The sequence below is a fragment of the Pseudomonas sp. RSB 5.4 genome, from assembly GCF_037126175.1.
GTDB lineage: Bacteria > Pseudomonadota > Gammaproteobacteria > Pseudomonadales > Pseudomonadaceae > Aquipseudomonas > Aquipseudomonas fluorescens_H.
This window is the reverse complement of the sequence record NZ_CP146986.1, coordinates 2,376,393-2,394,808: the sequence shown is the minus strand read 5'-3', so window position 1 is coordinate 2,394,808 and position 18,416 is coordinate 2,376,393. Positions and strand designations below refer to the sequence as shown.

The 18,416-nt window shown below is 62.9% G+C and carries 17 protein-coding genes; 7 read left to right on the top strand and 10 right to left on the bottom strand.

The window, feature by feature from the left end; genetic code table 11:
• Window positions 1–54: 54 nt before the first annotated feature.
• Window positions 55–486, bottom strand: coding sequence for an AraC family transcriptional regulator (locus tag V9L13_RS10640; protein ID WP_338802470.1), 432 nt, complete (start codon window positions 484–486; stop codon window positions 55–57).
• Between the two features lie 181 nt (window positions 487–667).
• Here V9L13_RS10640 and V9L13_RS10635 point away from each other — a divergent pair, with 181 nt between their 5' ends.
• The 5 genes from V9L13_RS10635 (at window position 668) to ycaC (ending at window position 5,388) form a co-directional block, all read left to right on the top strand.
• Window positions 668–1,591: a LysR family transcriptional regulator gene (locus tag V9L13_RS10635; RefSeq protein WP_103483598.1), complete on the top strand. Its 924-nt coding sequence runs from the start codon at window positions 668–670 to the stop codon at window positions 1,589–1,591.
• A gap of 201 nt (window positions 1,592–1,792) precedes the next feature.
• Window positions 1,793–2,209, top strand: a complete 417-nt coding sequence (locus V9L13_RS10630) for a DoxX family protein (protein ID WP_103520179.1) — start codon at window positions 1,793–1,795, stop codon at window positions 2,207–2,209.
• Window positions 2,202–2,828, top strand: a complete 627-nt coding sequence (locus V9L13_RS10625) for an antibiotic biosynthesis monooxygenase (protein ID WP_003226324.1) — start codon at window positions 2,202–2,204, stop codon at window positions 2,826–2,828. Before V9L13_RS10630 ends, V9L13_RS10625 begins: the two co-directional genes overlap by 8 nt.
• A 31-nt stretch (window positions 2,829–2,859) precedes the next feature.
• A complete protein-coding gene (locus V9L13_RS10620; RefSeq protein ID WP_338802469.1) occupies window positions 2,860–4,698 on the top strand; it encodes an amidohydrolase in 1,839 nt (612 codons plus the stop codon).
• A gap of 66 nt (window positions 4,699–4,764) precedes the next feature.
• Window positions 4,765–5,388 (top strand): isochorismate family cysteine hydrolase YcaC, encoded by a 624-nt coding sequence (ycaC, locus tag V9L13_RS10615; protein ID WP_003226320.1) that lies wholly within the window; start codon window positions 4,765–4,767, stop codon window positions 5,386–5,388.
• Window positions 5,389–5,690: 302 nt separating this feature from the next.
• On the opposite strand, the gene V9L13_RS10610 is transcribed toward ycaC, so the two are convergent.
• Both V9L13_RS10610 and V9L13_RS10605 read right to left on the bottom strand, forming a co-directional pair.
• Window positions 5,691–7,118 (bottom strand): mechanosensitive ion channel family protein, encoded by a 1,428-nt coding sequence (locus tag V9L13_RS10610; RefSeq protein ID WP_338802468.1) that lies wholly within the window; start codon window positions 7,116–7,118, stop codon window positions 5,691–5,693.
• 207 nt (window positions 7,119–7,325) lie between these two features.
• Window positions 7,326–8,342, bottom strand: a complete 1,017-nt coding sequence (locus V9L13_RS10605) for an alpha/beta hydrolase (RefSeq protein WP_338802467.1) — start codon at window positions 8,340–8,342, stop codon at window positions 7,326–7,328.
• A gap of 129 nt (window positions 8,343–8,471) precedes the next feature.
• On the opposite strand from V9L13_RS10605, the gene V9L13_RS10600 reads away from it, so the two are divergent.
• Together V9L13_RS10600 and V9L13_RS10595 are read left to right on the top strand one after the other, a co-directional pair.
• Complete coding sequence (locus tag V9L13_RS10600; protein WP_045122543.1) at window positions 8,472–9,359, top strand: LysR family transcriptional regulator; 888 nt, start codon at window positions 8,472–8,474, stop codon at window positions 9,357–9,359.
• Between the two features lie 200 nt (window positions 9,360–9,559).
• Window positions 9,560–10,366: a class I SAM-dependent methyltransferase gene (locus tag V9L13_RS10595; protein ID WP_338802466.1), complete on the top strand. Its 807-nt coding sequence runs from the start codon at window positions 9,560–9,562 to the stop codon at window positions 10,364–10,366.
• A gap of 135 nt (window positions 10,367–10,501) precedes the next feature.
• Here the strand turns inward: V9L13_RS10595 and V9L13_RS10590 are convergent, their stop codons facing one another.
• The 7 genes from V9L13_RS10590 to V9L13_RS10560 form a co-directional block, all read right to left on the bottom strand.
• Window positions 10,502–11,194, bottom strand: coding sequence for an N-acetyltransferase (locus V9L13_RS10590; RefSeq protein WP_338802465.1), 693 nt, complete (start codon window positions 11,192–11,194; stop codon window positions 10,502–10,504).
• A 104-nt stretch (window positions 11,195–11,298) separates the two neighbouring features.
• Entirely contained in the window at window positions 11,299–12,099 is an 801-nt protein-coding gene (locus tag V9L13_RS10585; RefSeq protein ID WP_338802464.1) for a ChbG/HpnK family deacetylase, read from the bottom strand.
• The gene (locus V9L13_RS10580; RefSeq protein ID WP_338802463.1) at window positions 12,071–13,255 is read right to left on the bottom strand and encodes a GNAT family N-acetyltransferase; all 1,185 of its coding nucleotides are present in this window, start codon (window positions 13,253–13,255) and stop codon (window positions 12,071–12,073) included. Before V9L13_RS10580 ends, V9L13_RS10585 begins: the two co-directional genes overlap by 29 nt.
• A gap of 4 nt (window positions 13,256–13,259) precedes the next feature.
• Window positions 13,260–13,949 (bottom strand): N-acetyltransferase, encoded by a 690-nt coding sequence (locus tag V9L13_RS10575; protein WP_103520025.1) that lies wholly within the window; start codon window positions 13,947–13,949, stop codon window positions 13,260–13,262.
• A 238-nt stretch (window positions 13,950–14,187) separates the two neighbouring features.
• Window positions 14,188–16,107 carry a hypothetical protein gene (locus V9L13_RS10570; RefSeq protein WP_338802462.1) on the bottom strand — a complete coding sequence of 640 codons (1,920 nt, stop codon included), beginning with the start codon at window positions 16,105–16,107 and terminating at the stop codon, window positions 14,188–14,190.
• Entirely contained in the window at window positions 16,104–17,408 is a 1,305-nt protein-coding gene (locus V9L13_RS10565; RefSeq protein WP_338802461.1) for an oligosaccharide flippase family protein, read from the bottom strand. The genes V9L13_RS10570 and V9L13_RS10565 overlap by 4 nt, the downstream gene beginning before the upstream one ends.
• Window positions 17,405–18,406, bottom strand: coding sequence for a polysaccharide deacetylase family protein (locus tag V9L13_RS10560; RefSeq protein ID WP_103520028.1), 1,002 nt, complete (start codon window positions 18,404–18,406; stop codon window positions 17,405–17,407). Before V9L13_RS10560 ends, V9L13_RS10565 begins: the two co-directional genes overlap by 4 nt.
• Window positions 18,407–18,416: the final 10 nt, after the last annotated feature.

Sequence of the window (18,416 nt, the reverse complement as noted above, 5' to 3'; positions counted from 1 at the left end):
CAGCATATTCCTCAGGTTTGGCCATCAGTGCAACGCCGGGCTCCTGCGCAACGCTCAAAAGGTCATGGGCCGGGTCCGGGTGTCCTGGTTTTCACGCATGACCTGACAGCGCCAGGCGAACGGATTGATCCCTTCGCTGCGAGTAAACATGTGACAGAAATGTGCCTGATCGCAGAAGCCGCATTCCAGGCTGATCTGCGTCAGGCTCAGGCCCGTGTGGCGGATCAACAGCTTGGCGCGGGCGATGCGCTGTTCGCGGATCCAGTCCTGGGGTGCCTGGCCGGTGCTGGCCTTGAACGCCCGGGAGAAATGGCTGCGCGACAGCGAGCAGGCGCGTGCCAGCTCGGCCACTTCCAGGCTTTCTCCGAGGCGTTCGAGGATCAGTTGTTTGACCTGCCGCTCCCGTTGCGGGCTGAGGCCGCCGATGAGCGGCTTGCGGGGTTCGCTGGCAGGGGCGAGGGCGACTGATTGCTGTAAAAGAGCCATGGCCAAAGTCCGTGTCGTGGGGGCAAAAACAACGCTGCGCAGAGGCCTGCATTGTTAAGACGGGAGAGGCAGGCTGACGAGTTAATCGTTGTTAATTCGCAGGCCTGACCCGGATGCAAACCGCCGTTGATCGGGTAAAGTGCTCAGCACTTGCGACTGGTCATAGAAGGAATTGCCGCCCATGAACCGTAACGATCTGCGTCGCGTCGACATGAACCTGCTGGTGATTTTCGAAGCGCTGATGTTCGAAAAGAACCTGACCCGCGTCGCCGAAAAACTGTTCATGGGTCAGCCGGCAGTGAGCGCGGCGCTGGGACGTTTGCGCGACCTGTTCGATGATCCGTTGCTGCTGCGCAACGGTCGCAGCATGGAGCCGACCGCCCGCGCGCTGGCGATTCTGCAGGAACTGCAACCGGCGATGGACGTGATCTCCGGCGCGGTCAGCCGGGCCAAGGAGTTCGACCCGGCGAGCAGTTGCGATGTGTTCCGCATCGGCCTGTCGGACGACGCCGAGTTCGGTCTGTTTCCGCCACTGCTGCGACAGCTCCAGCAAGAAGCACCAGGGATTGTCGTGGTGGTGCGCCGTGCCAACTATCTGTTGATGCCGGCGCTGCTGGCGTCCGGGGAAATCTCGGTCGGGGTCAGTTACACCACCGATCTGCCGGCCAACGCCAAGCGCAAGAAACTGCGCGACATTCCCTGCAAGGTTTTGCGCGGCGACGACCGTCCCGGGCCGCTGACACTGGACGAATACTGCGAGCGCCCGCACGCGATGGTGTCGTTCTCCGGCGACCTGAGCGGTAACATCGATCTGGATCTGGCCAAGCTCGGCCGGCGGCGGCGCGTGGTGCTCGGCGTGCCGCAGTTCAGCGGTTTGCGCGCGTTGCTCGCCGGCACTGAAATGATTGCCACCGTGCCGGACTACGCCGCTTGTGCGCTGGTCGAAGGCTGCAACCTGCGCGCTGAAGATCCACCGTTTCCGATCGATGCCGCGCAGCTGTCGATGGCCTGGAGCGGGGTGCACGACAACGACCCGGCCGAGCGCTGGCTGCGCTCGCGGATCAGCCAGTTCATGGCGGCGCCGCTGGATATCCCGCTTGCTTGAACACACCGCAAAACCCCTGTAGGAGTGAGCCTGCTCGCGAAGATACCTCCACAGTCACCATTGTTGGCGCCTGACACACCGCATCGCGAGCAGGCTCACTCCTACAGAAGTCCGGATGGCCTGAAAGAGAGCACATCCATTCAATTTCCCACCGCCCACACCGAGCATGATTCACCCCGATAAGAAATAAAGGGTGGGGTCATGAACGCTTTGCAAAGGGATGAACGGGCGCGAGACGCCGGTTTGCTGTTTCTGCGGGTCAGCGGCGGATTGTTTCTGCTGTGGGTCCACGGCTTGCCCAAGCTGTTGAACTTCAACGCGCAATTGCAGCAGATCGAAGACCCTTTCCACCTTGGCGCGCACCTCACGCTCAGCCTGGCGATTTTCGCCGAAGTGCTCTGCCCGCTACTGATCGTCGCCGGAGTGCTGGCGCGATTGGCCTGCTTGCCTATTCTTTTTGTTCTGCTGGTGGCGCTGCTGGTCGTGCATCCGCAATGGAGTGTGGCCGAGGGGCAATTCGGCTGGTTGCTGTTGATCCTGTTCGCCACTGTGTTTATCGCCGGGCCGGGACGCCTGGCGCTCAATGTCCGTCTGCCCGGAGTGCTGCGTTATGCCTGAAGCCCTGAGTCCAAAAGCACCGGGGGTCGGTGAAACCGTGACCCTGATCGTCAAGCATCGGGTCAAGGCCGGGTTTGAACAGCCTTACGAGGCGTGGTTGCGCAACATCGTCAGGGTCGCCGGGCAGCGCGACGGCCACCTCGGGGTCGATGTGGTGCGCGGCAAGCTCAAAGGCCTCGACACGTACACCTGCGTGCTGCGCTTTTGCTCCACCGAGGCCATGCAGCTGTGGCTGGAGTCGCCGCAGCGTCAGGCGCTGGTGGATGAAGCGGCGCCGATGCTCGCCGATGGCGACCAGACCGAAGTCGCGCCGGTCAACGAATTCTGGTTCGCACCACTGGCCGATGCCGCCAAGCCGCCGCCGCGCTGGAAACAAGCAGTGATCACCCTGCTGGTGATTCTGCCGCACACGCTGCTGGTGCCGCTGATCTGGGGGCCGCTGCTCAAGCTGCATCCGCTGCTTTCCAACTACGTGGTCGCGACGTTCCTGATCACCCTGACCATCGTCCTGTCGGTGGTGTACGTGTTCATGCCCCGCGTGACCCGGTTGTTCGCGCCGTGGCTGGAAGCCGGTCAGGCCCATGCTCACGTCGAGCCCGCGAAACAGCCGTCACGCTGAACCCCATTCATTTCTCTCGAAAGGAACTGCGATGAACGCCGATCTGATTCTGTTCAATGGCCAATTTCATACCGTAGACCGCAGCAAGCCGCTGGCCAGTGCGGTGGCGATCAAGGACGGCCGCTTTGTCGTCGTCGGTAACGACACCCAGGCCATGGCCCTGCGTGGTTCGGCCACGCAAGTGATTGACCTGCACGGTCGCTGCGTGATCCCCGGTCTCAACGACTCGCACCTGCACCTGATCCGTGGCGGCCTGAACTACAACCTCGAGCTGCGTTGGGAAGGCGTGCCGTCGCTGGCCGATGCGCTGCGCATGCTCAAGGAGCAGGCCGACCGCACGCCGACCCCGCAATGGGTGCGCGTGGTGGGTGGCTGGAACGAATTCCAGTTCGCCGAAAAACGCATGCCGACCCTCGAAGAACTCAACCAGGCGGCACCGGACACCCCGGTGTTCGTTCTGCACCTGTACGACCGCGCGCTGCTCAACCGTGCCGCACTGCGCGTCGCCGGTTACACCCGTGACACGCCGAACCCGCCGGGTGGCGAGATCGTCCGCGATGCCAACGGCAACCCGACCGGCATGCTGGTGGCAAAACCCAACGCGATGATTCTGTACTCGACGCTGGCCAAGGGGCCGAAGCTGCCGCTGGAATATCAGGTCAACTCGACCCGGCAGTTCATGCGCGAACTCAATCGCCTCGGCCTGACCAGCGCGATCGATGCCGGCGGTGGTTTCCAGAACTATCCGGATGACTATCAGGTGATCGAACAACTGGCCAAGGATGACCAGTTGACCGTGCGCATCGCCTACAACCTGTTCACCCAGAAACCGAAAGAAGAGCTCAGCGATTTCCAGAACTGGACCGGCAGCGTCAAGTTGCACCAGGGCGACGATTACCTGCGACACAACGGTGCCGGCGAGATGCTGGTGTTCTCCGCCGCCGACTTCGAAGACTTCCTCGAACCGCGCCCGGACCTGCCGCAGACCATGGAGCAGGAGCTGGAACCGGTGGTGCGCCATCTGGTCGAGCAGCGCTGGCCGTTCCGCTTGCACGCCACTTACAACGAATCGATCAGCCGCATGCTCGACGTGTTCGAGAAGGTCAATCGCGACATTCCATTCAATGGTCTGCCGTGGTTCTTCGACCACGCCGAAACCATCACCCCGCAGAACATCGAGCGGGTGAGGGCGCTGGGCGGCGGCATCGCGATTCAGGATCGCATGGCGTTCCAGGGCGAATACTTCGTCGACCGCTACGGCGCGAAAGCCGCCGAAGCCACGCCGCCGATCAAACGCATGCTCGCCGAAGGCGTACCGGTCGGCGCCGGCACCGATGCCACGCGGGTTTCCAGCTACAACCCGTGGACCTCGCTGTACTGGATGGTCAGCGGTCGCACCGTCGGTGGTCTGGCCTTGTACGAAGAAGGTCTGCCACGCAGCACCGCGCTGGAACTGTTCACCCACGGCAGCGCCTGGTTCTCGTCCGAGCAGGGCAACAAGGGCCAGATCAAGGTCGGGCAACTGGCGGATCTGGCGGCACTGAGCGCGGACTTTTTCCATGTCGAGGAAGAAGCAATCAAGTGGATCGAGTCGGTGCTGACCGTGGTCGGCGGCAAGATCGTCTACGCCGCCGGCGATTTCGAAGACCTCGGCCCACGCTCGATCCCCGTGCTGCCGGACTGGTCGCCGGTGGTCAAGGTGCCGGGCCACTGGCGCCCGAACTCGCCGTTGCAGGCGCAAGTGCACCAGTGCGTCGGTGCCTGCGCGGTGCACTCGCACAGCCATGAAAAGGCTCGACTGTCGAACGCACCGGTCAGCGACTTCGCCGGTTTCTGGGGCGCGTTCGGCTGTTCCTGTTTCGCTTTCTGATCCCTACAAAAAAGCGCCGGCCAACCGGCACGGCGCTTCTTGCAACATCCATCCAAGGAGTTTCCCATGAGCGTTCCCTACAAGCGTCTGAACAAAGATGATGCGGTCGTGCTGCTGGTCGATCACCAGACCGGTCTGATCTCGCTGGTGCAGGACTTCACCCCCAACGAGTTCAAGAACAACGTGCTGGCACTGGGCGACATCGCCAAGTTCTTCAAGCTGCCGACCATCCTCACCACCAGTTTTGACGCCGGTCCGAACGGCCCGATCGTGCCTGAGCTGCGCGAGCAGTTCCCGGACGCGCCGTTCATTCAGCGCCCGGGCCAGATCAATGCCTGGGACAACGAAGACTTCGTCAAAGCGATCAAGGCTACCGGCCGCAAGCAACTGATCATCGCCGGTGTGGTGACCGACGTGTGCGTGGCGTTCCCGACCTTGTCAGCCATTGCCGAAGGTTATGAAGTGTTCGTGGTCACCGATTCTTCCGGCACCTTCAACACCACCGTGCAACAAGCGGCGTGGGCGCGGATGTCGGCGGCCGGTGCCCACCTGCTGAACTGGTTCTCGGTGGCTTGCGAGCTGCAGGGTGACTGGCGCAACGACATGGAAGGCCTGGCGCATCTGCTGTCCGAGCGCCTGCCGAACTACCGCAACCTGATCAACAGCTACACCAAGTTCACTGCCAAGTGATGCCTGAAGCCCCTCACCCTAGCCCTCTCCCAGAGGGAGAGGGGACTGACCGAGGGGCTTGTTCGCGATACGCCGACCTGCAATACCGAGCCGATCTCCGAAATTGAAGTACACGGAGATCAGCTCCCTTTCCCCCTCGTTTGGGGGAGAGGGGACTGACCGAGGGGTTTGTTCGGGATACGCCGACCTGCAATACCGAGCCGATCTCCGGCAATGAAGTACACGGAGATCGGCTCCCTTTCCCCCTCGCCCCCTTGGGGGAGAGGGTTGGGGTGAGGGGGGCTCTTGATCTTGCTCTCGCATCAGCGCTTTTGCAGCCAACCCAAAAAACCACCCTTGCGCACCGCCACCGGCTTGGCCATCAACGCCAGCCGACTGCTCTGCTGTCGCACGGCCTGCAATTTGTTCAGCGCCTGGCCGACTTCGCTGCGCTGCTCCATGCATTGGCGCGCCAGGGTTTTGTCGAGGCGGTAGATGATGCTCGAGGTCAGCGCGGTGAACGTGGCTTGCGACGGCGTATCGGCGAGGATGCTCTGTTCGCCCATGACCTCGCTCGGCCCCATGCGCCCGGCCTCGGTCTGGCCGCTGCCATCGGGCACGGTCGCACTGACCACGCCGGTGGCGATGACAAACAGACTGTCGGGGACTTCATTCAGATCCAGCACCACCTGACCGGCCGCGTATTGCTGCGCGACCATCGATTCGGCGAGGCGATCACGTTCTTCATGGCTCAGCGAGCGAAAGACTTTCACTTCATCGAGCAACGCGCGGGCGCGGGTCGAGGGTTCGATCACGCCATCCGGATGCCGGGAAATACCTGCGGCTTCGAGATGCCGGTGGGCGAGGTCGAACAATTGATTGCGCACTTCGCCTTTGTTGCTCAGTTCACTGATGAAACCGCTGGCGACGTACTCCGACATTTCCTCGCCAGCCTCTTTCAACACGGCTTTGGGCGGCGGATTGAGCAGCAGGCTGCTGCTGCCCTGCAGGGTGCGGTCGAGGGCGTCGAGTACCCGTCGTGGGCGAATGTGATTCGGCACCTTGAGGCTGATCGAGACGCCGTGCAGGTTGCTCGGACGACTGAGATTGACGATCTTCGCCTTGGCCGCCACCGAGTTCGGCACTACCGCCAGCGTGCCGGTGCTGGTCAGCAGGTGTGTGGCGCGCCAGTCGATGTCGAGCACCTTGCCCTCGACACCGTCGATCACCACGAAGTCGTCGACCTGATACGGTTTGGTGGTGTTGAGCACGATCCCCGAAAACACGTCGCTCAAGGTGCTTTGCAGCGCCAGACCGACGACGATCGCCACCACCCCGGAGGTCGCCAGCAAACCTTTGACCGGCAATTCCAGCACGTAACCGGCGGCCGCGACGATCGCTGCCAGAAACACCAGCGCGCCGATCACGTCCTGCAACAGCCGACCGCTGTGGCCGATGCGCCGCATCAGCGCCAGACCGATCACTTCGGTCAATACACGCGCGGCGTACAGCCACCAGACAATTCCCAGCGCCGTCGCGCCCAATTGCATCACCCGGTCATCGGCGAACAGCGGCGCCTGCAACGGGCTGATCTCGGCGTTGATGATCAGTGCGCTGAAACCAAGGAACAGCGCCAGGCGAATGCCGACTCTCGGTGCGCGATGCTGGAACGGGGCGAGGTGCCAGAGCAACGCGTCGAGGAGCAGCAGGGCGGCGCTCCAGGACAGTGGGTGGGTGAGGAGGATGGACATGGCGATCTCCGGAACTGCATGAACGTTGGTGTTGAAGAGGCTTTTGTGGTGAGGGGATTCATCCCCGATGGACTGCGCAGCAGTCCCCTGCCTTTCTGGTTAGCGGCGGGGTCGCTTCGCAACCCATCGGGGATGAATCCCCTCACCACAAGGGTTCCTGCAGGCAAAAAACTCGCCACACCGTCAGGTGTGGCGAGGGAGGGGGCCTCAGTTCAGATGCGTCTTCAACTCCGCCGCCGCCTGCCGCACGGCCGCTTTCACTTCCGGAATCTGACTCAGCGGATTGAGCAAGCCAAAGTCATGAATCATCCCGTTGTAACGCACCGAGGTCACCGCCACGCCGGCCGCATCCAGATGCCGCGCGTAGCCTTCGCCTTCATCCCGCAACACGTCGAATTCGGCGGTCTGCACCAGCGCGGCGGGCAGGCCCTTGAGCTGTTCGCTGCTGGCGTTGAGCGGCGAGGCGTGGATCTGCGCACGCTCGGCCGGGTTGGTGGTGTAGTTGTCCCAAAACCACTGCATCATGCCTTTAGTGAGGAAATGGCCCTCGGCAAATTGCTGGTACGACGCGTCGTCGAATTGCGCATTGGTCACCGGCCACATCAGCAACTGGAAGCGCAGGGCCGGGCTCTGCTTTTCTTTGGCCATCAGCGCCACGACCGCCGCCATGTTGCCGCCGACGCTGTTGCCGGCCACCGCCAGACGCTTGCCGTCGACGCCAATGTCCTTGCCATGCTCAGCCACCCATTGGGTCGCCGCGTAGGCCTGGTTGATCGCTGTCGGGTACTGCGCTTCCGGCGACGGCGTGTAATCGACGTACACCGCGACCGCTCCAGAACCGACCACCAGATCGCGAATCAAGCGTTGGTGCGTCGGGTAATCGCCCAACACCCAACCGCCGCCGTGGAAGAACATGAACACCGGCAACTCGCCTTTGACCTTGGCTGGACGCACCACTTTGAGGTGGATCGTCTGGCCATCGACGGTGATCGCCTTGTCGCTGACTTCAACCCCGGACAGGTCGACTTTCACCGACGCCTGAGCGCCAGTCAGCACCGCACGGGCATTTTTCGGGCTCAGCTGTTCCAGCGGTTTGCCACCGCCGGCGGCGAGGGCTTCGAGGAAGGCCTGGGTGGTGTGTTCGACACCCGGGCTGCCAGCCGCGAGAGCATTGCCGACGGAGAGGGCGAGAAGGGATGCGGTCAGGGTCTTTTTGATGTTCATGCTCAATTCCTTTTTCGAAAGTTTTTGGTGTTGTGTCGGGCTGTTCTCAAACCGTGAACACAGATTAATGAGCTGTCGAAAAGTGAAAAAGCGGCTATAAAGCGTTTGACTGTCTACCAGAGAGTGACAATGAACCCGTTCGAAGACATGCGTATTTTTTGCCAGGTCATGGACTCCGGCAGCTTCACCGCCGCCGCCGATCAGTTGGGCCTGTCCAAGCAATTCGTCAGCCGCCGTTTGATGCAGCTCGAAGAGCGCCTCGGTGTGCGCTTGTTGAACCGTTCCACCCGACGCCTCGATGTCACGCCACTGGGCCAGAGCTACTATGAATCGGCGCTGCGCCTGCTGGGCGAAGTGGAACAGGTCGAGCAGGGCATCGCCGGGCAGACCGCCGAGCCGCGCGGTACGATTCGCGTCAGTGCACCGCTGTCGTTTGCCGTGGCGCATCTGGGATGCCTGCTGCCGCTGTTCCTGCAGCGCTATCGCGAGGTCACCGTGGAGGTGGATTTGAGCGATCGCCCGGTGGACCTGCTCGGCGAAGGCTACGACCTAGCGCTGCGCATCGGCGTGCTGGAAGACTCGACGTTGATTGCGCGGCGCATTGCGTCCATCGAACGGGTGTACTGCGCCAGCCCGGCGTATCTGGCCGAACGCGGTACGCCGCTCAATCCCGAAGACCTGCACAGCCACGACTGCCTGCCGTACGGCCACGGTCGTTCGGTGCAGTGGCGCTTCAATGCGGGGCAGGGCAAGCCGCTGCTGGTCAATGTCACCGGGCGCATGCGGGTGAACAATGGCGAGTTGCTGCGCGATGCAGCGGTGCAGGGGATGGGGATTACCTATCTGCCGACGTTCATCGTTGGCGCGGCGCTGAAGGATGGGCGACTGGTGCCGGTCCTCGACGATTACCGCACTGAACCGTTGACCTTGTCGGCGGTGTATCCGCAACATCGCCAGGCTTCGCGCCCGGTGCAGGCGCTGGTCGAATTCCTGCGTGAACGCCTCAACCAAATGTGACCACGCCAAAAGTGTGGGAGCGGGCTTGCTCGCGAAGAGGTCGTGTCAGTCGATATCCATGCTGACGGATACACCGCCTTCGCGAGCAAGCCCGCTCCCACAATGGCACTGTGGGTTGGCTTACAAGTTCGCAACAACCCGAATTGCCGAGCTGTTCTAGACTCGGCACCGCTCAATCACGAGCAGTACCGGAGTGCGCCATGGAAGTGCCCAACAATAAAACCGCCATCGACAGCAATCGACAGGCGTGGAACGATTCTGCTCGTCATCACCGTGAGTCGGCCGAATGGCAAGCGCTGTTGAACGACGTGTCCCAGGCTGATTTCTCTTGCCTCGACGATACCTTGCGCGGCTTGCTGGAGCAGGTCGGCGTCGACGGTAAAGAGGTGATTCAACTCGGTTGCAACAACGGCCGCGAAAGCCTGTCGCTGTTTGCCCTCGGTGCGCGCAGTGTGGTCGGCGTTGATCAATCGGAGGCGTTTCTCGAACAGGCCCGCGAGCTGAATCAGCGCTCGCCACACAACGGCGAATTCATCGAAAGCGATATCCATCACCTGCCGGCCGCGCTGCACAGCCGCTTCGACGTGGCGCTGATCACCATCGGCGTGCTGAACTGGATGCCTGACATCGGCGAGTTCTTCCGCCATGTCGCGCTGACTCTCAAACCGGGCGGCAAACTGGTGATCTACGAAACACATCCGTTTCTGGAAATGGTCGACCCCGACGCTGAAGACCCTTACCGCCTCGCCAGCTCCTACTTCCGCGCCGAGCCATTCGTGCAGGAAGAGCCGATTGTCTACGTGGGCAAGGTCGAGCAGCAGGCTGCCAAGTCCTATTGGTTCGTGCACACCCTCGGCGCCATCTTCAGCGGTGCCATCGCGGCCGGGCTGAACATCGCGCACTTCAAGGAGTATGCGCATTCGAACCGCGAAGAAGTGTATGACCAATACCTGAATCAGCCAGCGCAGATGCCGCTGTGCTTCACCTTGGTCGCCAGCAAGACCTGAGAGTTCGTTGCCCCGTCTGGCCCCATCGCGAGCAGGCTCACTCCTACAGTTGATCGGTGTCGTACACGAGATCCCTGTGGGAGCGAGCCTGCTCGCGAACGCGGCCTCACTGCCGCCGCAGATTCCAAGGTCGGCTCACGCCTGCGCCGGCGCACTCACCACCGGCCGTTCCGGTTTGCGCAGTGGTTCCAGGCGTGAGCCGTCATAGCGGGTTTCGCGGTAGAAGCGCCAGCGGCCGAACAGGCCGTAGACGTGGGTGATGCGCCCCTGTTCGTGGTAGCCCATGCGGAGGTGCAGTTTCATCGCCGGGATGTTGCGGGTTTCGCAGGTGTCCACGACGGTGTGGCAGCCCTGGGCGGCCATGGCTTCCCAGAGGGCGACTTGTACGTCCACCGACAGGCTGGTGCCGAAATACGGCCGGGCCATTTCGCCGCCGAATTCGAAGAACTCACCGGGTTTGACCGGGAACCAGCAGCCGTAATAGTGGCGATCGTGGTAGTCGCGAATACTGCCCCAGATGAACGCCACCGCGTGACCGTCGGCATCAAGGTACATGTGCCCGGTATGACCCTCGGCGGCGAGTTCGGCCATGGTCTCGACCCGGTCGCCGAAGTGCTTGGCGAAGGCCCCGGTGTTGTGCGGCGTGATATCGACTTTGCGCAAACCTTCGTACGGGCGCAGCTTGTGCGGCGGGACCGGGGAGACCAGGTCGCGCTCCATCCACAGCAGCTCCCAGTGGAAGAACACGTGGCGTTTCCACAGCGTGGCGAAGACGCGGCCGAGGCCTTTTTGACGAATGCGTTCGCGCAGTTTTTCGATAACACTCATGTTGCCCTCCGTGGCCGAGGCCCGGTGTAGTGGATGTTGCTTTTGTGGGTATAGATCACACCTGCAATGCCGTTTCGAAGCGCCATCTTCGAAAGTATTGCAAGTTATGTAGGTCGATCGAGTGCCGCGGCACCGCGTAGAAAATCCTTGTTCAGATCGGCATAGGAAACCCGTGGAACGCCCGGCAGCCGCTGCTCTAGCACGCGGGTCAGGGATTCTCCGGGGTTGAGATAGGCATCACCGAAATCGCTCCCGAGCTGATTCGGGTGGGCAACGATTTCCAGCACGCCGTCGGTCGGCGCGGGGTCGTTGCGCAGATCCACCGGGGTACACACGTAGTCCGCCGTGGCTCCGGCGAGACTTTGTAAACGCCAGTTGAGCAAACCTTTGAACACGCGTTTCGGCAGACTGAGGTTCTGCCCCAGGTTGCGTGCCAGGCGAACCGGCACGCCTTGCCGGGCGGCAAACCTGGCGACGATTTCGCCGATCGGCCAGATGTTGTGCACGTGCTGATGCGAGTCGATGTGGCTCGGCCGCACGCCATGTTCGACACAGCGCTGCCACTGCGCGTGCAACTCCTCACGCACCGCATCGCGATCTTCGCGACTCAGCCACAGACTGTGGCGCGGCAGGCTCAGATCGAACACGCCGTGGCCATCGCAGAAGGTACGACTGCGCAGGATCGAAGTGCTTAACGGCCGGCCGTAAGTCAGGTTGAAGTGCAACCCGACCCGACCTTGCAGCGTCGGATGCCGGGCCATCGCGCAGGCTGCTTCGAAGGCCGGCATGTTGGCCATGGCCGTGGCCGAGCTGATGACCCCGGCCTGAAACGCCGCGAAGATCGTCGCGTTTTCGTTCGGGCTCAAACCGAAATCGTCAGCGTTGACTATGACTTGGCGAGGCATGATCGCCCTCCGTGGTGATGACGACAGGTGGGGTGGGCGATGCCGGTTTGGCTGCACGCCGCGCTCGCCATTGCTGCACCGTCGGTTTCAATCGATGCCAGAGCCGCAACCCCAGCCCCAGCAACATCCCGCTGGGGCGCCAGGAGTAGAAACTCCAGCGCCAGTGTTCCAGTTGTCCGGTCATGCGTTCGTGCAGTTGGTGGCTGGAGTTTTCCAGACTGACCCGCGAGGCATCGATCCAGCGCCAATGCTCGTCCAGCCCCCAGCGAATCCACTCCTCCAGCAGCACCCGGCCGCTGCCCAGATCGGCGTATTGCGGCAGGAACGCGAGGTTGTAATCGTAGAGTCGGTCCTGTTCGAGCAGGCCCAGGCGATAGCTGATGCAACGTCCGTTGAGTTCCAGCGTCACCACTCGCACCAATCCCTGGCCGGCGAGGGCGGTGAAGGCGCGTTCGATCCATTGCCGACTGCGCTCACTGGCAAAAATCCCCACGCCTTCGTCGCCTTTCCAGCTCACCGCTTCGACTTCGCTGATCGCCTGCAACAGCGGACCCATGCTCAGCGCGTCGGGAGTGATGCGCCGCACTTGGGCGCCACACGCGGCAATCCGTTTGCGCGCCCGCCGCAGCTTGTAGCGCGGGTCACCGGAGACTTCCTGATGATCGGCGTCGCTGATCAGATGCACCGGCACCCGGCAACTGAGACGCCGTTCGCCTGTAGAACTGTGGGCCATCCATTCGGTGAGCACGCTTTCTTCATCCGCAGGCTCGGACAATTCGTTGAGTTGCAGCAGCGCGTGCGGCAGCTGTCGATGGATCAGGCGCAAGGCTTCGCGCATGTCCTCGCCGTTGAGTAATGACAACAGCGCCAGCCGGTCCGCCAGCGGATGCCCCAAGTGATGCAGCACGCGGAACGGCACCCCGGCGAAACGCTCGCGGCCCGCGACCAGCGGCAGGCACAGACGCAATTCTTCCGCTTCCCAACCGAGCAGGATGTGCAGGCGCTCACTCTCGTCGAGTGCCTGCTCGGCCGCGCACAACCAGCCCAGGTGGTTGAACGGCGTGTGGTCCGTCACTTGCAGGCGCAGCGCTTCATAGGCTGCTGCCGGGAAGTCGGCGGCGCACAGCGAAGTGCGCCATTCGAATCGCGCCGGCATAGGCTCAGACCGCCGTGGCTGTGACAGGTGGACGGGACGGTTTGCGCAGCGCATCCAGTCGCGAACCGCTGTAGCGGGTTTCGCGGTAGAAGCGCCAGCGACCGAACAGGGTATAGACATTCATGATCCGGCCTTGCTCGGTGTACCCCATGCGCAGGTGCAGTTTCAGCGCCGGGATGTTGTGGAACTCGCAGACGTCCACCACCTTGTCGCAGCCCTGGGCCGCCATGGCTTTCCACAGTTCCAGTTGCAGGTCTACCGACAGTTCGGTGCCCCAGTAGGCACGGGTCAGCTCGCCGCCGAATTCGAAGAACTCGCCGGGTTTCACCGGGAACAGGCAGCCGTAGTAATGCCGGTCGAAGTAGTCCCGCGCGCTGCCCCAGATGAACGCCACGGCATCGCCCTGATCGTCCAGGTGCATGTGCCCGGTGTGCCCTTCGTTGGCCAGCTCGGCCATGGTCCCGACGCGGTCGCCGAAGTAACGGGCGAAGGCGCTGGCGTTGTCGGCGGTGATTTTTACCACCCGCAGTGGCGGATACGGTTTGAGGCTGTGCGGTGGCACCGGACTGACCAGATCGCGCTCCATCCACAGCAGTTCCTGATGGAAAAACACGTAGTGCTTCCACGCCTTGCCGAGGGTGGCGCGCAGACCTTTTTGTTTGATGTGTTCGCTGAGTTTGCTGACGGTACCCATGTTCTGTACTCCTGAACTCTTTGGCGCGGCGAACCCTTGTGGTGAGGGAATCCTGTGGTGAGGGGATTCCTGTGGCGAGGGGATTTATCCCCGATCGGCTGCGCAGCAGTCGTCGCTTTTAAGCTTGAAAAACCCGGGCCGCTTCGCAGCCCATCGGGGCGGTGCGACGTTTCGCTAAATCCCCTCACCACAGAGTTTATGTTCGCCTGGCTTTTCTCGTGACTGATCGGGTTTGGGTTCATGACGCGCTCCAGCTCAGGGCGAACAGGGTTTCCCCTGGCAATTCGAAGCTGACGCGTCCGTCGCGGCAGGCGAATGGTGCGTCGCGGCTGCGGTTGTCCGCGCCGAAGTAACGCAACGCACCATTGTTCAGCGGGCACCTGGCGCCGCTCAGGTCGATACGCTGCAGCCGCGTGCCTTTGTTAACGCCGAGCAGGCCCCGCTGGTCGTCGCCGGCCATCGCCAGCACATCGACTTCAAAGCCATCGTTCTCCAGCCACAGCACCTTGTGCAGCCAGTGTTGCGCGATGAATTGCTGGGCCAGCCCCACCGGTTTCAGCTCGAAACGCTCAGCGCCCAAGACCCGGATCATGCCCTTGGGATATTGCGGCTCGTCGGCGGCCTGAAACCAGTTGAGCATCGTCAGCAAGCCGTCCTGCGAGGCGTTGATCACCACCGAGGCCCACCACAGCGAGGCGTAGTGGGTTTCCTGATCGTAGGGGCTGAGGCTGGAACCGCTGGACAGATTGGTCTGGTCCAGCAACAAGGCCTTGCGCGGCTGGCCATGGGCGTCGAGGCCGACCAGTTCGGCGGCGCGACGCACGCTGTCGCGGTAGACCCGGGTGGCGAGCAGGTCGCGGATCATCCATTCGTGCCACGCCAGCGCGTCGATCTGCTCGGCGGATTCACTGAGCAAGCGCCGCGCCCAGTCGATGCCGCGCTTGTCTGCCGCGTTGTCGGCGAACGGCCCGTTGACCAGCCGTGAACTGGCCGGCATGGCGATGCGCACGCCGGCCTTGGCATTCGCCGGATCGCTGCGCACCTGTCTGGCCATGCTGGTGAAAATCGCCCGGTATTGCTCGAAGCTCGAATAGTTGAGGTTCGGCTCGTCGGCAAAACCGATGTAGTGCGTGCCTTTGCCGCCGAGCGCTCGGGTGCCGGCGAGCCAGGCGTCGAGCCCGCCATTGCTTTGCACATCGGCGCGCAGATCGGCCTGACGCTGGCTGCCGGCGAGCAGGGTGATGTCCTGACGGATGCCGAAGCGCTCCTGATAAGCCAGACGAAACGCGTCTTCGAAGTGCGGATTCTTCGCCGTGACATCGACAAAACTGTAGTAACTGGCGGCGGTCGGTTTCAGCGCATCCAGCGCGGCATGGCTGGCGGCGGGCGGCATCACGTAGGGCAGGGCGATGCCCAGATCCGGGGTGCGCCCGAGGATTTTGTCGTGCAGGGCCAAGTGGATCTGGCCGGTCTCCTCGCGCACGGGTTTGAGTTGCTGCGGAGTCTGCGCAAACCGATTGGCCGTGCCGTCGAGCCAGAACGCCGCTTTGCCGCTGCCTTGCAGGCGCAGGCGCCAAACCTGTTCGCGCGCGCTGACCGGCAGCGCCAGTTGATCGAACTGCCAATAGGCGCGATAGGGTTTGAGCGCCAGCGTCAGTGGCCGGTCATCGCCAACCCGTTGTACCTGCAGCGCGTTGACCCCGCCATGAAATTTGCCGGCGAGCACCGCGTGTTCCCCCGGCGCGACCTTGAAATACAACTCGTCGCCATTCTGCGTCTGGGCGCTGAAATGCACCTTGGCCGGCTCGAACAGCGCGACGGTGCGGTCGTCGTGCTCGACCCGGTAATTGCGGAAGCTGTAGCCGGGAATTTCCAGGCGATAGCTGGCGGCACCCGGCAGCAACGCCCAGCTCTGGGTGCCGCGGGTTTCGCTGGCCTTGATCAAGCGCTCGCCCTGCAATTTGCCCTGGCCGTCGAGCAGGTACAGATGCTCTTCGTTGGCGTCGGCCTGCCACGCGGGTGTCCAGCGCACGGTCACGGTGTCCGGGCGATCGGTTTGCAGGTACAGGCTGCCGTCGCGGATCTCGCCCCAGCGCATCGACGCGGCAAAGGCGTCCAGCGACAGGCCGAGACCGAGCAGCAGGACCAGGCCTTTCATGCGGCCTTCCGTTGCAGCATTTGCCACATCGGCGTGATGTCGCTGGGCAGGATGATCAGGGTTTGCCAGAACGCCACGCCGCTCAAACGGCAGTACAACACCAGCATCGCCACGGTGACGGCGAGATAGGCAATTGACGAAGCCGCCGCCGCGCCGACGATCCCGTAGGCCGGAATCAACACCAGGTTCAGCGCCAGATTGAGCAGGGCCCCGAGGCCCATCAGCAGCGATACCGTGCCGGGGCGGTTTTTCCCCAGCAGGTCCAGACGCAGGATGCTCGCGTAGCACAGGCCGAGCAGCCCCGGCAGCAAGGCGAGCAGCGCCGGATACGCCGGTTGGTAGGCGATACCGAACAGGGTGACGATCAGCCAGTTGCCGATCACTGCCATGCTCAGGCACGCAGCGAGCATCACCGTGGCGGTCAGGCGCAGGGCCAGCGGGGTGACCTTGTCCATGCCTTCGTCCTGTTGCAGCAGGCGCTTCATCAGCGGCGTGGTCACCGCTTCCGGGACAATCAGCAGCAGTTCGGCGGCGGCGCTGGCCATCGCGTAATGACCCAGCGCGGTGCTGCCGAGCAGGGCGCCGATGAACAGGTAATCCGAGCGCAGAATCACTTGCTGGAACAGCAGATCCGGATGGCTGCGCGCGCTGTAGCGCAGCAGTTCGTTCTGGCTGGCGCGATCCCATTGCAACTGCAGCGGTTGCGCGCGTTTGAGCCAGACCCAACCGGCCAGCACCACCAGGCTGATCCCGGCCAGCCAACTGATCAGCGCGGCTTCCAGCGCCGCGCTTTTCCACATCCAGAACAGCGCGAGAAACAGCAGCAATGGCGCCAGCGATTCGGTCAGGCGCAAGGCGTTGAACGCGACCACGCCGCCGGAGGCGTTGTGCAGGGTCAGCAGGCCGCTTTTCAGCACGGTCAGCGGCACCGCCAGCAGCAACAGCCAGGCCAGCAGACCGAGCTGCACAGTCACATCCAGCTCACTGCCGAACTCACGCACCAGCGCCACCACCAGCAAGGTCAGCAGACCGGCGAGCAAGCAACCGAACACCAGCACCTGACTCAGCAGCAGGCCCATCGGCCGTTGCTTGGCGGCCTGATAGCCGACGGCTGAATTCAACCCGCCACTGGTGGCGGCGCTGATCAGGTCGGGCAAGGTGCTGAGCAGCGCAAACAGCCCCCGTTCACTCGGCCCGAGGATCCGCGCCAGCAACACGTTGCGCAGCAGACGCAGGGCGATCATCGCCAGTTTGGTGCCCATGCTCAGTGCCAGATGCCTGAGATAGTGGCTGCGGCTCATGGCCGGTTGCCACGAAAGATGCGCCACGACAGCAGCTCAGGATTACGCGCGGTGCGCTGGCTGACACCGAAACGCGGCAGGTTCAGCGGATCGCCTTCGCCGCGATAGATGCCGGTGCCGGTGCCGAGGGCGAACGGATAGTCGTGCGCGGCAATCTGCTTGCGCACCCGTTCGTCGTTGTTACCGTTGGGGTAGCAGTACACCGGCAGCGGCCGGTTGCAGCCGTTGTTCAAGGCTTCACGGCTGCGGCTGATTTCTTCGCTCAGGCGCACATCGTCCAGTTCGGTGAGGATTTTATGGCTGGCGCCGTGCGGGCCGAAGCGCACCAGTCCCGAGGCCTCCAGCGCGCGTACCTGATGCCAGTCCAGCGCTTGCGGCAACGATTCCGGCGGACATTCGTCAGTCAGGCGTTCGAGCATCTGCGGTTCGAGGCTCTTCAGGCTTTGCAGGTAATGCAGCAGCGACAGGCTGCGGCGATCGACGTCAATGTCGTCGACCAGCACCGGCACCGGGTGATGAATCGCGTGCAGGCATTCGATCAAGTGCAGGCGGGTCTTTTCGCCATGGCTGCCCCACAGGGTTTCGCCGAGGCTTTCCCACCAGAAGCGCTGACGGCTGCCGATGAAATCGGTGGAGAGGAAAATGCTCGCCGGCACCTGGTGCTTCTGCAGCAGCGGGAAGGCGTTGACTGCGTTGTCGCGCCAGCCGTCGTCGAAGGTCAACGCCACCCGTGGGCGCTCGTCGCGCGCTGAGCCGGGCGTCAGGATATCCATAAGCGGTACACAATCGAAATGCCGACGCAGCCACACCAGCAGGTGATCGAACGCCTTGGGGCCGACGCACAGTTCATTGCGGTGCGGCAGGTCGGCGGCGCGGTCGTTGTCCAGCACCCGGTGCAACATCAGGATCACCCCGGCACCGTGCAACTGGTTTCGTCCTACGGGCGAGTTGAGGTAAAGCCAGCCGCTGGTACGTTTTATCAATTGTTTGATCGCCATGGCTTCGGTC

What these genes read in the sequence shown, in the direction of transcription:
- V9L13_RS10590 (WP_338802465.1), bottom strand. Translation starts at nt 11,194, where the DNA reads ATGAGTGTTATCGAAAAACTGCGCGAACGCATTCGTCAAAAAGGCCTC.
- V9L13_RS10620 (WP_338802469.1), top strand. Translation starts at nt 2,860, where the DNA reads ATGAACGCCGATCTGATTCTGTTCAATGGCCAATTTCATACCGTAGAC.
- V9L13_RS10570 (WP_338802462.1), bottom strand. Translation starts at nt 16,107, where the DNA reads ATGAAAGGCCTGGTCCTGCTGCTCGGTCTCGGCCTGTCGCTGGACGCC.
- V9L13_RS10640 (WP_338802470.1), bottom strand. Translation starts at nt 486, where the DNA reads ATGGCTCTTTTACAGCAATCAGTCGCCCTCGCCCCTGCCAGCGAACCC.
- V9L13_RS10605 (WP_338802467.1), bottom strand. Translation starts at nt 8,342, where the DNA reads ATGAACATCAAAAAGACCCTGACCGCATCCCTTCTCGCCCTCTCCGTC.
- ycaC (WP_003226320.1), top strand. Translation starts at nt 4,765, where the DNA reads ATGAGCGTTCCCTACAAGCGTCTGAACAAAGATGATGCGGTCGTGCTG.
- V9L13_RS10600 (WP_045122543.1), top strand. Translation starts at nt 8,472, where the DNA reads ATGAACCCGTTCGAAGACATGCGTATTTTTTGCCAGGTCATGGACTCC.
- V9L13_RS10610 (WP_338802468.1), bottom strand. Translation starts at nt 7,118, where the DNA reads ATGTCCATCCTCCTCACCCACCCACTGTCCTGGAGCGCCGCCCTGCTG.
- V9L13_RS10575 (WP_103520025.1), bottom strand. Translation starts at nt 13,949, where the DNA reads ATGGGTACCGTCAGCAAACTCAGCGAACACATCAAACAAAAAGGTCTG.
- V9L13_RS10635 (WP_103483598.1), top strand. Translation starts at nt 668, where the DNA reads ATGAACCGTAACGATCTGCGTCGCGTCGACATGAACCTGCTGGTGATT.
- V9L13_RS10625 (WP_003226324.1), top strand. Translation starts at nt 2,202, where the DNA reads ATGCCTGAAGCCCTGAGTCCAAAAGCACCGGGGGTCGGTGAAACCGTG.
- V9L13_RS10585 (WP_338802464.1), bottom strand. Translation starts at nt 12,099, where the DNA reads ATGCCTCGCCAAGTCATAGTCAACGCTGACGATTTCGGTTTGAGCCCG.
- V9L13_RS10560 (WP_103520028.1), bottom strand. Translation starts at nt 18,406, where the DNA reads ATGGCGATCAAACAATTGATAAAACGTACCAGCGGCTGGCTTTACCTC.
- V9L13_RS10595 (WP_338802466.1), top strand. Translation starts at nt 9,560, where the DNA reads ATGGAAGTGCCCAACAATAAAACCGCCATCGACAGCAATCGACAGGCG.
- V9L13_RS10565 (WP_338802461.1), bottom strand. Translation starts at nt 17,408, where the DNA reads ATGAGCCGCAGCCACTATCTCAGGCATCTGGCACTGAGCATGGGCACC.
- V9L13_RS10580 (WP_338802463.1), bottom strand. Translation starts at nt 13,255, where the DNA reads ATGCCGGCGCGATTCGAATGGCGCACTTCGCTGTGCGCCGCCGACTTC.
- V9L13_RS10630 (WP_103520179.1), top strand. Translation starts at nt 1,793, where the DNA reads ATGAACGCTTTGCAAAGGGATGAACGGGCGCGAGACGCCGGTTTGCTG.